At 44.9% G+C, this 13,134-nt stretch carries 11 protein-coding genes and 7 tRNA genes; 1 reads left to right on the top strand and 17 read right to left on the bottom strand.

What is annotated here, in order from left to right:
- Positions 1 to 9: 9 nt before the first annotated feature.
- Both hisG and MKY99_RS00775 read right to left on the bottom strand, forming a co-directional pair.
- Positions 10 to 648: an ATP phosphoribosyltransferase gene (gene hisG / locus MKY99_RS00780; RefSeq protein ID WP_042123270.1), complete on the bottom strand. Its 639-nt coding sequence runs from the start codon at positions 646 to 648 to the stop codon at positions 10 to 12.
- A 69-nt stretch (positions 649 to 717) separates the two neighbouring features.
- A complete protein-coding gene (locus MKY99_RS00775) occupies positions 718 to 1,935 on the bottom strand; it encodes an ATP phosphoribosyltransferase regulatory subunit (protein WP_042193089.1) in 1,218 nt (405 codons plus the stop codon).
- Positions 1,936 to 2,314: 379 nt separating this feature from the next.
- Here MKY99_RS00775 and gntK point away from each other — a divergent pair, with 379 nt between their 5' ends.
- Positions 2,315 to 3,844 carry a gluconokinase gene (gene gntK / locus MKY99_RS00770; protein ID WP_339271432.1) on the top strand — a complete coding sequence of 510 codons (1,530 nt, stop codon included), beginning with the start codon at positions 2,315 to 2,317 and terminating at the stop codon, positions 3,842 to 3,844.
- A gap of 72 nt (positions 3,845 to 3,916) precedes the next feature.
- Here the strand turns inward: gntK and MKY99_RS00765 are convergent, their stop codons facing one another.
- The 15 genes from MKY99_RS00765 to MKY99_RS00695 all read right to left on the bottom strand — a co-directional run bounded on the left by MKY99_RS00765 (position 3,917) and on the right by MKY99_RS00695 (position 13,116).
- Positions 3,917 to 5,071 (bottom strand): acyltransferase, encoded by a 1,155-nt coding sequence (locus MKY99_RS00765; RefSeq protein ID WP_339268134.1) that lies wholly within the window; start codon positions 5,069 to 5,071, stop codon positions 3,917 to 3,919.
- A gap of 42 nt (positions 5,072 to 5,113) precedes the next feature.
- Positions 5,114 to 6,310: an acyltransferase gene (locus MKY99_RS00760; RefSeq protein WP_339268133.1), complete on the bottom strand. Its 1,197-nt coding sequence runs from the start codon at positions 6,308 to 6,310 to the stop codon at positions 5,114 to 5,116.
- A gap of 292 nt (positions 6,311 to 6,602) precedes the next feature.
- A complete protein-coding gene (locus MKY99_RS00755; protein ID WP_339268132.1) occupies positions 6,603 to 7,112 on the bottom strand; it encodes an acyltransferase in 510 nt (169 codons plus the stop codon).
- The gene (ppaX, locus tag MKY99_RS00750; RefSeq protein ID WP_076286834.1) at positions 7,109 to 7,765 is read right to left on the bottom strand and encodes a pyrophosphatase PpaX; all 657 of its coding nucleotides are present in this window, start codon (positions 7,763 to 7,765) and stop codon (positions 7,109 to 7,111) included. The genes MKY99_RS00755 and ppaX overlap by 4 nt, the downstream gene beginning before the upstream one ends.
- Before the next feature lie 5 nt (positions 7,766 to 7,770).
- Entirely contained in the window at positions 7,771 to 8,802 is a 1,032-nt protein-coding gene (gene lgt, locus MKY99_RS00745; RefSeq protein WP_339268129.1) for a prolipoprotein diacylglyceryl transferase, read from the bottom strand.
- Positions 8,803 to 8,814: 12 nt separating this feature from the next.
- Positions 8,815 to 9,753, bottom strand: a complete 939-nt coding sequence (gene hprK, locus MKY99_RS00740) for an HPr(Ser) kinase/phosphatase (RefSeq protein WP_042183988.1) — start codon at positions 9,751 to 9,753, stop codon at positions 8,815 to 8,817.
- Between the two features lie 210 nt (positions 9,754 to 9,963).
- Complete coding sequence (ugpC, locus tag MKY99_RS00735; RefSeq protein WP_042123255.1) at positions 9,964 to 11,085, bottom strand: sn-glycerol-3-phosphate ABC transporter ATP-binding protein UgpC; 1,122 nt, start codon at positions 11,083 to 11,085, stop codon at positions 9,964 to 9,966.
- Positions 11,086 to 11,199: 114 nt separating this feature from the next.
- Entirely contained in the window at positions 11,200 to 12,294 is a 1,095-nt protein-coding gene (locus MKY99_RS00730; RefSeq protein WP_042183986.1) for a helix-turn-helix domain-containing protein, read from the bottom strand.
- Positions 12,295 to 12,443: 149 nt separating this feature from the next.
- A tRNA-Lys gene (locus tag MKY99_RS00725) sits at positions 12,444 to 12,516 on the bottom strand.
- A 5-nt stretch (positions 12,517 to 12,521) separates the two neighbouring features.
- Positions 12,522 to 12,607, bottom strand: a tRNA-Tyr gene (locus tag MKY99_RS00720).
- Positions 12,608 to 12,616: 9 nt separating this feature from the next.
- Positions 12,617 to 12,689 (bottom strand) — tRNA-Phe (locus MKY99_RS00715).
- 66 nt (positions 12,690 to 12,755) lie between these two features.
- Positions 12,756 to 12,833, bottom strand: a tRNA-Asp gene (locus MKY99_RS00710).
- A 13-nt stretch (positions 12,834 to 12,846) separates the two neighbouring features.
- Positions 12,847 to 12,922: transfer RNA gene (locus MKY99_RS00705), tRNA-Thr, on the bottom strand.
- Positions 12,923 to 12,955: 33 nt separating this feature from the next.
- Positions 12,956 to 13,031 (bottom strand) — tRNA-Val (locus tag MKY99_RS00700).
- Between the two features lie 8 nt (positions 13,032 to 13,039).
- Positions 13,040 to 13,116: transfer RNA gene (locus MKY99_RS00695), tRNA-Met, on the bottom strand.
- Positions 13,117 to 13,134: the final 18 nt, after the last annotated feature.

Here is a 13,134-nt window from a genome sequence, read left to right as displayed (position 1 = left end):
ATCTGTCACCTACCGCAAATTTGGTTCCCCTATAACCGCCTGTAGTCGGTCACACAGCTGCTGTATCTCTTCATTTTTCATCCGATAGCTCACACGATTCGCCACAAGGCGGCTCGTAATTTCGAATATGCTCTTCATTTCAATTAATCCGTTATCCCGCAGCGTTTGGCCCGTCTCTACCATATCCACGATACGATCGGCGAGACCAATCAGCGGCGCAAGCTCAATTGAACCATTCAGCTTCACGACTTCAACCTGCTGTCCCTGCTCCCGGAAATATTTTGAAGCCACATTCGGATATTTCGTCGCTACACGCTGCTGAATCCCCGGCTGCCAGTTCGGCAATCCAATGATCGACATCCGGCATCGAGCGATGCCAAGATCAAGCAGCTCATATACATCACGATCTTCCTCCAGCAATACGTCCTTGCCCACGATTCCAATGTCGGCCACACCATATTCTACATATGTAGGTACATCTACTGGTTTAGCTAATATAAACTCCATGCCTGCCTCAGGCAGCGGAATAACAAGCTTGCGGGATGCCTCACCATCCGGTGGAATCGGGAGACCTGCCTGGCGGAACAGCTCAGCAGCCTTTTCATAAATCCGACCTTTTGGCATAGCGACCTTCAAAATCTGTGCCATCGTTAAGTTGCCTCCTTTTCCATTTCCATACAAAATTTATCTTAACCGCTCATTCTTGCTAGCGATATCTCAGCCATGTTCACTTACAAAAGATACAAAGGTATAGATTTCGCCGTACCGCATACCATCTGCTTCGATCGTATCCGTATCTAGACGCTTCACCGTTTCAAGCTCTTCTGGACCTGCTGCCAGTCTAGTCACTACTGCGTGCCCTTCCGACCGCAAGCGTGTTGCCTCTTCCAGACCTTCTTTTCTGCGAGTAGCATCATATTGGATCAAGATAGGCAGCTCTTCCTCTTCGCTCGATCCAGCCACACCATCGAGAATACGATTCGTTTTTAAAGAAAAACCTGTAGAAGGGATCGGACGTCCAAACTGCTGAAGGAGATTATCATATCTGCCTCCACTACATACCGGAAACCCTAATTCCGCTGCATAGCCTTCGAAAGTCATCCCTGTATAATAAGAGAAGTCCCCGATCATCGTCAGATCGATCAGCACATGCTGTGATACGCCGTAAGAGACCAGTACCTCCCACACCTTGCATAAATGATCTATCGAATGACGGGCAAGCGGATGATCGCTAAGCTCCAACGCCTGTCCACAAATCTCCTTGCCTCCACGCAAACGTAACAGTCCATCCAGTTCATTCTTCTGAGCTTCCGTCAGATCCAGCCGGCGTAAGGTCTCTCGAAAAGAGACGTAGTCACGGCCCAACAAATGGCTTTTGAGCTCCTCCTGAGCCTCCGGCAATTGTGGAAGTGCCTCTTGAAATAATCCATTCAGAAAGCCTACATGCCCCATAGCGATTTTAAAAGATTTCACACCCGCAGCCTGCAAAGATGAAATTGCGAGCGCCACTACTTCAGCATCAGCCTCAGGTGAATCGTCACCTACCAGCTCGACCCCTGTCTGGAAAAACTCCGCTTCCCGCCCTGCTTCTTCCTCAATGGCACGAAAAACATTAGCGTGATAGGACAACCGCAATGGCAATGGCTCATCCTTTAATAAAGATGCCACAACACGGGCAACCGGAGCTGTCATTTCAGAACGAAGCACTAGCGCCTGACCACGATTGTTGAGCAATTTATAAAGCTTTTGGTCGGACGTAGAGCTAGCCACGCCAACTGTATCGTAATATTCTAGCGTCGGAGTCATCATTTGCTGATAACCCCAGCGACTCATGCAATGCAGTACATCATTCTCAATTTTGCGTAATTTCGTTACGGCCCGGGGCAGATAGTCCCGAACGCCGGACGGCTTCTCAAATCCCTTTGGTTTGGACATCTTCATTGTTCACCTCGTCAGTTATCATTAGATACTGTTTATATTTACTTTACTATGGTAAAGTGGTAGCAAATTAAAGTATTTTCAATATCGTATCATGGTCACTGCTTTTTCGTCAATCTAACGGGGTAAAGCTATGACTTTAATTCTAATGCTTGTATGCTTAAAGCTTGTCTACCTAGGTTGAATTGTTCACAAAGAAAATCTAAATCAAACACTTATGTACTTCGAACCAATACTTGGGAATCCCTTTATTTTGCCTCCACGTTTATCCAATACTATAATGAGCTAATATGATTGTACTTCATAATTCTGTAATTAGTGTTCTAAAAATCTACTTACAACTAGAAAGAAGGGCTAATGCGTGACTAAATCCTATATGATTGGCGTTGATATTGGAACTACAAGTACCAAAGCAGTTCTCTTCGAGGAAAAAGGAGCCATAGCTGCACAAGCTAATGTAGGATATCCCTTACATCAGCCCTCACCCTCAATAGCGGAGCAGGACCCAGAACAAATCCTGAGTGCAGTCTTCCATACTATCTCTAAAGTTATGCGGCAAAGCGGTGTATCTGCGGATGAAATCCTATTCGTCTCCTTCAGTTCAGCCATGCACAGTGTCATTGCAGTTGATAAACTGGGTAAGGCCCTAACTGCCTGCATCACATGGGCTGATAATCGCAGTGCCGGATGCGCACTTCGTTTGAAGGATGAGCTAAACGGCCATGAATTGTATCTACGCACAGGCACACCTATACACCCAATGTCTCCGATCACCAAGCTAATGTGGCTTCGGGAAGAACATCCAGAAGTGTTCCAACAAACCTATAAATTCATTTCCATAAAAGAATACATATTCGCAAGACTGTTTGGCGAATACATCATCGATCATTCCATTGCCTCTTCCACAGGCATGCTAAATCTGGAGAATCTAGAATGGGATAAAGAAGCTTTGGAGATTGCCCACATTACAACAGATCAACTCTCGCGGCTTGTTCCCACCACGCAGATTATGCAAGGGCTGCTCCCTGGTCTGGCAGAGGAGCTTTTGCTGCTCCCTACAACTCCATTTGTTGTTGGCGCCAGTGATGGCGTCCTGTCCAACCTCGGCGTAGGCGCAATTGAGCCCGGTGTAGTAGCCGCTACGATTGGAACTAGTGGAGCAATTCGTACCGTAGTGGATCACCCGCTCACCGATCCCAAAGGACGGACCTTCTGTTATAACTTAACCCCAAAACATTGGGTAATTGGAGGACCCGTCAACAATGGCGGTATGCTGTTCCGGTGGGTACGAGACGAGTTCGCCGCTTCTGAAGTTGAAACCGCCAAACGACTAGGCATTGATCCTTACGAGGTTCTGACTCGAATTGCAGCGCAGGTTCCTGCGGGAAGCGGGGGACTTTTATTCCATCCTTACTTGACCGGGGAACGGGCGCCGCTGTGGAATCCGGATGCTCGCGGCTCCTTCTTTGGCCTTACTATGAACCACCATAAGGAGCATATGATTCGGTCGGTCTTAGAAGGCGTGATCTTTAATATGTATACGGTTCTCCTCGCGATGGAGGAGCAAATCGGGCGTCCCAACAAAATCCTAGCCACAGGCGGCTTCGCCCGCTCCTCGTTATGGCGACAGATGATGGCTGATATCTTTGATCAGGAGGTTGTCATTCCGGAGAGTATCGAGAGCTCCTGCCTCGGTGCGGTTGTACTTGGCCTTTATGCTACGGGTCGTGTAGATTCCTTTGATGTGGTGTTTGACATGATTGGTTCAACCTATAAGCATGAGCCAATTGATGAACATACCAAAATATACAAGCAGCTGCTGCCGATCTATATTTCTGTCTACCGTAGTCTCGAAAGCCAGTATCAAGCCATTGCAGAATTTCAGCGAGAACAAGCTGGAGAATAAGGCAAAAATAAAAAGCGTCGGTCTACCCACATATGTGAGAAAACCGACGCTTTTATATTTCCTTGCAATAGACTATGCACTTTTGGATCCTGCTTTTGCTTTCTGTGGACCCGATCCGAAGATGATCCAAGCCGATTTAATATATCGGAAGGCAAAGGCGACTACCACCCATGAACCTAACAACGCAAAGAGCCACCCCCCAGCAATCGCTGCGGTATATGCAAGAGAACCCCCGTGAAACGGTAATTTTCTATAGAAAAATAGCAGTAACGGATGCAGTAAATAGATTCCGAAAGAGCAAGCTCCGGCAGATAACAACAGTCTTGTAATCAAGCTTCGGCCCGCTCCGTACAATAAGAAGGAGACTTGTAACAACACCACACAAGAGAGTAGCGCATGAAGGTTAGAGAATCCCTCATACCATAAACTATTGATGACTGTTTTCTTCGTATAGTTATTAAACCATAGCTCAACATGAACAACCCCAGCTACGATCCACAACAACCACAACGTAATCCATACCGGACCTTTACCTGCGCGCCAGCCTTCACGTGAAGGTACCAGCCATTTTTTCAAAGAAGGATAATATACTGCAATCCCAGCACCCAGCAAGAAATACGAGAAATAAGTGATTGCCAGACTGCCCTTGGACAACTGCCAATACCCGTTATTAGTCATGTATTTATTCAGCAGCACAAAACCCCATTGTAGAATCAATCCGATTAGCGGTGCCCAAGCCGCCAGACGACGAACCTTTTGCAGACACCACAGAATAAGCGGAAACAATACGTAGAACTGAATAATGATAATAATATAATACAAATGCGTGTATGCTGTTCCTGTCCACAAATACTTCCAAAGCTTAGAAGCCATCTCCCCTGGAGGTAAACTCCATGTATGTCCCGCCGTCATTTTTAATGCAAAATACAACAGTGAAAATAGTACATAAGGCACGATAATATAAAGCAGCCTTCTACCGTAGAACTTCCCCAGCGTCTTTCCGCCCAGAGGACGATCAATATAGTTATAGAACAGCACGAACCCACTCAAAAATATGAATGAAGGTACAGCGAACTGGCTGAATTTATTAATAAATAAGAACGGATGAAACATGTTTGTACCTAGTGTCTCCGCCAACGTTCGCGAAGTAGCATGAATAGCTAGCACTGCAAAAATAGCAATCGCTCGAAAAATATCCAGCTGCGGAATTCTTTCTTTTTGTCTCATTATCTTTCCTCCTGTTAAGCTCCGCATCAAAATGATGCCAAATCAAGTATTAACCTTCCTCATCTCCTCCGAGGCATGTCCTGACTTTACCTTGGAACTAGACTCTAGAGACCGAGGAACACTTCCCAAGAAGATCCATGACTTAGGAATTCGGCGAAAAGCAAACTGCACCATGAACCAGCTTCCTCCCAGTGCAACTACAAGTCCTCCATAGATGAAGAAAACATAAGTTAGCGATTCGAGGGGAATATCATATCGGAACCTGCGATATATCGCCAGCAATAGCGGATGAATCAAATAAATTGCAAATGACAACTCACCTAAACGAGTCAAGAAAGCAACGATCACACGAGGGGCCTTTCGATAAAGCAAAAATGTAGCGTACAACAGAACCAATGCCGATAACATCGTATGAACATTCCATAACAGCTCGTACCACAGCGAATCCGTCCACACCCCAAAATGGCGGGCTACATACCATAGCTGCACATGGATAAAGGCTGCAATTAACCACAAGCTCACTAATAAGGCAGTCCATCTCTTTTGCTTGGCAGCCAGCTCACTCCATGGCTTTATCAGCCACAGCTTCACCTTCTCAAAGTGAATGGCGAGATAAGCACCCATCATATAATAGGCCAGGTAGGAGATCGCCAAGCTCCCTTTTTCAACAATGTGCAGTTCGTACTTATTCCAAAAAATAAAACCCCACTGAAGCGCCAAACCCACCGGTATCGCCCATTTCATTAAGAAGCGGGAACTCTGCAGCAGCTTAAGCAGCACTGGAAAAAGCAAATAAAACTGAATGCTAATAAAGACAAAATACAAATGCGCATATGCGGAACCCGAGAATAACGCTCTAGAAAAGCTTAACAAGTTATCTCCAAGGCTCTGCATCAATCGTCCGTTCACATATAGAGTTAGTGCATAATAGCCCATAGAAGCTAGCAAATAAGGCAGTAAGATATACTTTAATCGCCGACGGTAGAAATTAATGATCAAGCTACGTGTTACAGGACGACCATAATAATTATAAAACAATACGAAGCTGCTAAGGAAAATAAATGAGGGCGTACCGAATTTAAAGAAAATGTTAATCCAGTTCAGCCAGTAATAATAAGGTGAATGCAGTGCCTGCTCTCCAGCAGCAAAAGATGAGGCATGCACATGCAGCACACCTAATATAGCTAGAGCTCTGAAAATATCCAGCTGGGGCAGCCTTTCCTGTCTCACAGTATTCATATTAAATTCCTCTTCTCTACTATGATGGTTGTTCATAGAGACGCTAAGCGGAATGTGGAAACTGAACATACCAGGAAGTCTGCACTTGCTGAATTTACATTCTGATATTTGACGCTGAATGCCTAGCGTGGGATTTACGTGATTACTAAGGTTAATTATACCGCCTACATCCGAATAAAAAACTTAAGAAGATCTTAAAGTTTTCTTAATAAGCTTCTCCAAGACGCAAGAAACCCTGCAGATCCTGCGCTAAAAAAACGCAATATGAAACTGCAGGGTTTAGAAGCATCTTTTACACTTGTTCCGAAGAATCTTCCGATGAAGCTAGGCGTAGCTCTCGCAGTGGATTGCCTCCTACAAAAGAGCCAGCCGCCACGTTCTTGTGTACTACTGATCCTGCGGCAACAACTGCCCAATCACCAATGGTTACACCGGGAAGAATCGTTGTATTCGCGCCAATCAATACATTTTCACCAATCACTACTTCTCCCAGGCGATACTCCTTGATTAAATACTCATGCGCCAGAATCGTCGTGTTATAACCGATAATAGAGTTCTCACCCACCGTTATTTTTTCCGGAAAAAATACATCCACCATCGCCATCAGACCGAAGGAGGTATGCTTGCCTACCTTCATCCCGAGAATCCGACGATAGATCCAGTTCTTTAACGGTAGAATCGGGCAATAACGGGCAATCTGAATAAAAATAAAGTTGCGGACACCCTTCCACGGGCTGACCGTACGGTAAATGTACCAAAGTGAGTTATGACCTTCTACAGGATATCGGGTTACGTTTCTCACGATTCACTCGTTCCTCGCTCCACAATTTCTATAATATCCTTCATGTTATGGATGATATAGTCGGGATCATACTTGCGGAGAGTCTCTTCGCCTTTTAAAGACCACGATACTCCAGCCGCATATACACCAGCAGCTTTTGCTGACTGAATATCAACCGTACTGTCACCCACCATAAGAGTTTTACGAGGATCAACGCCAAGGTTATTGACTGCTGTCAGAACAGGCTCTGGATGTGGCTTTGGTTCAGTAACATCGTTCACCGTCACAATCGTATCCATGTACTTTAGCAAATCAAACATCTCAAGCGACTTAATCGTTGTTGGACGAATTTTTGTAGTCACAATCCCCATTTTAATTCCACGACGTAAGAGCTCTTCCATTGTTTCATTCACTTGAGGAAAGGGACGTACTAACTCATCGTGATGTTCATAATTATAAGAACGGTAGGATTTCTCAAGCGCACCACTTACATCCTCAAGTCCAGAGAAGACTCTCATCTGTTGCTGAAGGGTTGTGCCCATATGCGGAATAATCTCTTCCCTAGTGAGTGGAGCTAGACCATTATCCTTCAGCGCGTACATAAACGAACTAATAATTAGCTCATTCGTATCGACAATCGTTCCATCTAGATCAAAAAGAACGCATTCTATCATAAGCTTTACTGCTCCTTCTTATCTCCATCCGCTGGCTGTCCTTGCTCAGGTTGAGCCCCGTGACGAGCTTTCTGCGGTGTATTTACTGCGCTTTCAGGCACTATGGTATCTGCTTTGATTGGTTTAGTACATACGATAGGATCAGAATAATGTGCTTTAGGCTCTCCGGTGACCCTACGAATAATGATAAGCAGTACAGCTGCGACGATGATCAGTAGAGCAAGCAGCTGAGAAATACGAATATTTCCATAGCTTGGGTCCAAGTATCCTTGCTCAAAGCCTAACCATTCCATCGGTTTCCACAATCCGTTCATAAAGGATGCCAAGCCTGCACTTCCATTAAAGGCCAAGCTGTCCGTACGTATGGCTTCAATGAAGAAACGACCGATGGAATACCATATAAAGTAAGACATGAAGATCTCACCGGCTCGCACAAACTTCTGGCGACGAAGAACCATTAGTAGCGCGATACCCAGTAAGCTCCAAAGAGATTCATACAAGAAGGTCGGATGATGAAAAGCATCCCTTATGTACATTTGGTTCACGATGAAGTCAGGTAAATGCAGTTTATCCCGTAAAAAAGACTCTTCAACCACGCTGCCGTATGCCTCTTGGTTGACAAAGTTTCCCCAGCGTCCAATCATTTGACCCGCAAGTAGTCCAGGTGCACAAATATCAACGATACGCCAGAAGGGGTAGCCTTTATAACGGAAATAAATAATTCCGCAAATAATGGCTCCAATTAACGCACCGTAAATGGCGATGCCACCATTCCAGATCTTAAAGACATCTATTAAATTATCCTTATAATCCTCCCATTTAAACGCCACAAAGTAAATCCGTGCCCCAATAATGGCCGAAGGCACACCTAGCAGCAGCATATCCATAAAGAATTCTTGTGGTATACCAAACCGTTTGCCCTCGCGGATCGCAAGAAATAACCCCGCGAGTGCACCGAAACCTAGTATTAATCCGTACCAGTGTACTTGCAGTGATCCAATTGAGAAGACAATAGGATTTAGTGCTAATGGGAACATTCTCTCACACTCCTAATCGAGATCATCCATATCTTCAGATATGGTCGCAGTTAGCTTATTCGTGAACTGCAGGGCTGCATTAAAGCCCATTTGTTTCAGGCGATAGTTCATCGCTGCAACCTCTATAATAACTGCAAGGTTACGTCCTGGGCGTACGGGAATCGTTACAAGCGGAACATCTGTGTCAATAATCCGTGTCGTTTCCTCATCAAGTCCAAGTCGATCATACTGCTTGTCTTGCTGCCAAGCTTCCAATCTAACAACAAGTGTAATCCGTTTATGATTACGAATGGCACCCGCACCAAAAAGTGTCATTACATTAATGATACCTACTCCACGGATCTCCAGTAAATGACGGATTAACTCAGGGGCTGTACCATGCAGCTGGTTATCTGAAGTCTGACGGATCTCTACGGCATCATCAGCAATCAATCGATGACCGCGTTTTACAAGCTCAAGGGCTGTTTCACTTTTACCAATCCCACTACTACCCGTAATTAGCATACCTACACCATATACATCACAAAGTACGCCATGAATAGTCGCCGTAGGGGCTAATTTCCCTTCTAGGAAGCTCGTCAAACGGCTGGAGAAAATAGTCGTAGCCATCGAGCTGCGAAGCACAGGAAGAGCCTTTTCATTACTTATGTCAATTAACTCCTGAGGCACTTCCAAACCACGTGTAATTACAATACAAGGTGTGTTATCATTACAAATTCCACGAAGTCGACTTTTCCGCTCAGCTTCGGGCAGCATGGAGAAAAAAGCGAGTTCTGTTTTGCCTAGCAATTGAACACGTTCTTCTGGATAATATTCAAAATAACCAGCAATCTCTAGTCCAGGGCGATTCAGGTCATCGACCGTAATGGGTCTCTTTAGACCTTCCTGGCCGGAAATAACCTCTAATTGAAAATGCTGTACCAATTCAGATACTTTTACTTTCTTAGCCATGTAATTTCGTCCTTTCGTCACCTGCGGTATTTGTCCGCTTACTGCGTCCGGTTGGCAGCGATCTCTTTACATTCCGGAGGTAATTCTCCTGCTATCTTAATTGATAACGCTTATGAATGCAATCTTAGCGCCTAACCAAACAGGGGCCATCTAAACAATAAAGCCACCCTTTCGGGTGGCTTTATCAAGAGAGAAAAGATCTTTACAATCTTATCCCAACAAAATGTTAGCTTCGGATTCTTTATCAAAGAAGTGAATTTTGTTCATATCAATAGCCAATTTAGGCTTGCTGCCTTCGCGAGTAGTGGAACGTCCATCTACACGAGCGATTACAGTAGATTTACCAAGGCCGCTCAAGTAAAGGAGCATTTCGTGACCAAGGTTTTCAGTAACATCAACCAATGAAGTGAAGATTGTGTTCGGGGAAGCTTCCAAGAATACTGGCTCTTCATGGATATCTTCTGGACGAACGCCCATGATTACTTCTTTACCGATGTAACCTTTGTTGCGGATGATTTGAGCTTTTCCGCCTGGTACTTCAACATCAAGGTTCTCAGCACGGAAACGGATAGAACCGCTCACTTCGGACAAAGTACCATTGATAAAGTTCATTGTAGGGGATCCGATAAATCCAGCTACGAACAAGTTTGTAGGTTCATTGTACAACTCTTCAGGGGAAGCTGCTTGTTGAATGATACCATCATACATAACTACGATGCGATCACCCATTGTCATAGCTTCTGTTTGGTCATGCGTTACGTAGATACAAGTAGTTTCAAGGCGCTTAACCAGTTTAGTGATTTCAGCACGCATTTGACCACGAAGTTTAGCATCCAAGTTGGAAAGAGGCTCATCCATCAAGAAGACTTGTGGATCACGTACGATAGCGCGTCCCAAAGCGACACGTTGGCGTTGACCACCGGAAAGCGCTTTTGGTTTACGATCTAGCAAATGCTCGATATCAAGAATTTTAGCAGCTTCACGAACTTTCTTGTCGATTTCATCCTTCTTCACTTTACGAAGTTTCAAACCGAAAGCCATGTTTTGGTATACGCTCATATGCGGATACAGGGCGTAGGATTGGAATACCATCGCGATGTCGCGGTCTTTAGGTGCAACGTCATTAACTACACGATCGCCAATGTACATTTTACCTTCGGAGATTTCTTCCAAACCAGCGATCATACGCAAAGTTGTGGATTTACCGCAACCGGAAGGTCCAACCAATACTAGAAATTCCTTATCTTTAATATCAAGATTGATATCGATTACTGTTGCTTTATCTGAACCCGGGTATTTTTTGAAAATATGCTCTAAACGTACGCCTGCCATTGTATTTCCCCCTCGAGTTAATTATTAATTAGTTAATATAAAAATTCTGTTTCCTTGTACATTTATATTACCCCAGTCGGGACACTATGGCTATTTGTAAGGTTCACAAAAAACCTATTTCCTTTTCGTCACTTTATACAAAAGCATAGTAAGCTTAACAATAGCAGCGTCCCCAAAGCTTCGTACATCTGCTCCGGTCTCTTGTTTTATCTTATCCAGACGGTAAAGCAGCGTATTTCGATGGATATACAACTTCTTGGCGGTTTCACTTACATTACAGTCCATCTCAAAAAAGGTCTCCAAAGTCAGCAGCATTTCTTTATCTGATAGTACAGAGGAGTAGTCACCAATTTGTCCAAGCAACTGTTTGCGGCGTACATCAGGAATGCTGTTAACCAGACGTTCCAAATGCAGTTCCCAAGGTAAATGAATATACTCTCCTACTTGAAAAATACGACCAAGTACAATCGTCTCCCTGAGCAAAGCTACAGATCCAGTCAATCCCTTAACAGGGACTATAGCCGGAGCTACTGCCAAATGGAATACCCCTACCCATTCACTAGCTATCAGCTCATGTAACCCCATACTAGTCTGTGCTAGAAGATCATCTACACTCTCTTCTTCATCATCCTTATCATCCCCGCCCGTAAGTAATTCTTTACGAGCTAAAATTAACCATTCCTTCTCTTGAAGGGGAATGAGCAGAATTTCGTTCTCAAAATAGCTACGCAGTAATTTCATCAGTGAACGATAAGAGATCTGTGGACTATGGGCAATCTCACTACTTAGGAGGAATGGAATCATATCTCCGAACAGACGTCCCTTTAGAGTGATCTCATCGGGAATTTCAGTGTCATTCTTCTCTTGCTCTAGCTCCGTGTTCAACCAAGCGCCAAGCTGCCGCGCCTCCACTTCACCTTCTTCTCTAAGCCCTGTAGCTTTAAGTGCAATAGCAAAATTTCGAACTGCATAGTTGACCAGTTGTACTTCCAGAGAGGTGAGCCCCTCCATTTCTACCCAGACAGCGGTTATACGTCCGTCACTCTCATACAAAGGTGCCCAGAGATGACCCTCATGGATTACCAGCTGATCCTGTCCTTCTAATCCCATGCTAAAAAGAGAAGCTGAATGCTGCCTCCCTAACTGCTTGATTCCGGTTCTCTTTCCGGTGAGCTGCTCTAATTTTTTCCGCAATGTCTCACTATCCATAGTCACCATGCTCCACCACTTTTGCTCTTTTCGCCTATTTTAGCATATTCTCTTATATTATGTTAATCGCTACAGTAGCGCGCTACTATAATACAACCATAAAACACAAAAAAAGCCACCACCATAAGGTGATGACTTTCTGTTTGGGATGAGCCATGAAGGACTCGAACCTTCGACACCCTGATTAAAAGTCAGGTGCTCTACCAACTGAGCTAATGGCTCATAAATGGTGGGGGATGATGGATTCGAACCACCGAACACGTACGTGAGCAGATTTACAGTCTGATGCGTTTGGCCACTTCGCTAATCCCCCAGGGAAAAGTGGCTCGAGACGGATTCGAACCGCCGACACGAGGATTTTCAGTCCTCTGCTCTACCGACTGAGCTATCGAGCCATATTAAATTGACATAAAAATAAAGTGGTAGCATTAAACTTCCCACCCTAGTCTTGTGGAAAAAAATGGCGGAACCGACGAGATTCGAACTCGCGATCTCCTGCGTGACAGGCAGGCATGTTAGGCCAACTACACCACGGTTCCGCATTGATAATAATGGTGCCGGCGAGAGGACTTGAACCCCCAACCTACTGATTACAAGTCAGTTGCTCTACCAGTTGAGCTACACCGGCACGGTGTAAAAAGTAATTCTAAAAAAGTAATAATGGTGGAGGCTGAGGGGATCGAACCCCCGACCCTCTGCTTGTAAGGCAGATGCTCTCCCAGCTGAGCTAAGCCTCCAGGTATTATGGTAGCGGCGAAGGGGATCGAACCCCCGACCTCACGGGTATGAACCGTACGCTCTAGCCAGCTGAGCTACACCGCCACAATAATTAGAAATGCT

This window comes from Paenibacillus sp. FSL R5-0470 (assembly GCF_037975205.1).
Lineage (GTDB): Bacteria > Bacillota > Bacilli > Paenibacillales > Paenibacillaceae > Paenibacillus_AQ.
Note: the sequence above shows the minus strand (reverse complement) of the source record. Positions and strands in the feature narration are given on the sequence as shown.

Bases quoted from the DNA above. Each gene is read 5' to 3' on its own strand.
- hisG (WP_042123270.1), bottom strand. From the start codon at position 648: ATGGCACAGATTTTGAAGGTCGCTATGCCAAAAGGTCGGATTTATGAA.
- MKY99_RS00775 (WP_042193089.1), bottom strand. From the start codon at position 1,935: ATGTCCAAACCAAAGGGATTTGAGAAGCCGTCCGGCGTTCGGGACTAT.
- gntK (WP_339271432.1), top strand. From the start codon at position 2,315: ATGATTGGCGTTGATATTGGAACTACAAGTACCAAAGCAGTTCTCTTC.
- MKY99_RS00765 (WP_339268134.1), bottom strand. From the start codon at position 5,071: ATGAGACAAAAAGAAAGAATTCCGCAGCTGGATATTTTTCGAGCGATT.
- MKY99_RS00760 (WP_339268133.1), bottom strand. From the start codon at position 6,310: ATGAATACTGTGAGACAGGAAAGGCTGCCCCAGCTGGATATTTTCAGA.
- ppaX (WP_076286834.1), bottom strand. From the start codon at position 7,765: ATGATAGAATGCGTTCTTTTTGATCTAGATGGAACGATTGTCGATACG.
- lgt (WP_339268129.1), bottom strand. From the start codon at position 8,802: ATGTTCCCATTAGCACTAAATCCTATTGTCTTCTCAATTGGATCACTG.
- hprK (WP_042183988.1), bottom strand. From the start codon at position 9,753: ATGGCTAAGAAAGTAAAAGTATCTGAATTGGTACAGCATTTTCAATTA.
- ugpC (WP_042123255.1), bottom strand. From the start codon at position 11,085: ATGGCAGGCGTACGTTTAGAGCATATTTTCAAAAAATACCCGGGTTCA.
- MKY99_RS00730 (WP_042183986.1), bottom strand. From the start codon at position 12,294: ATGGATAGTGAGACATTGCGGAAAAAATTAGAGCAGCTCACCGGAAAG.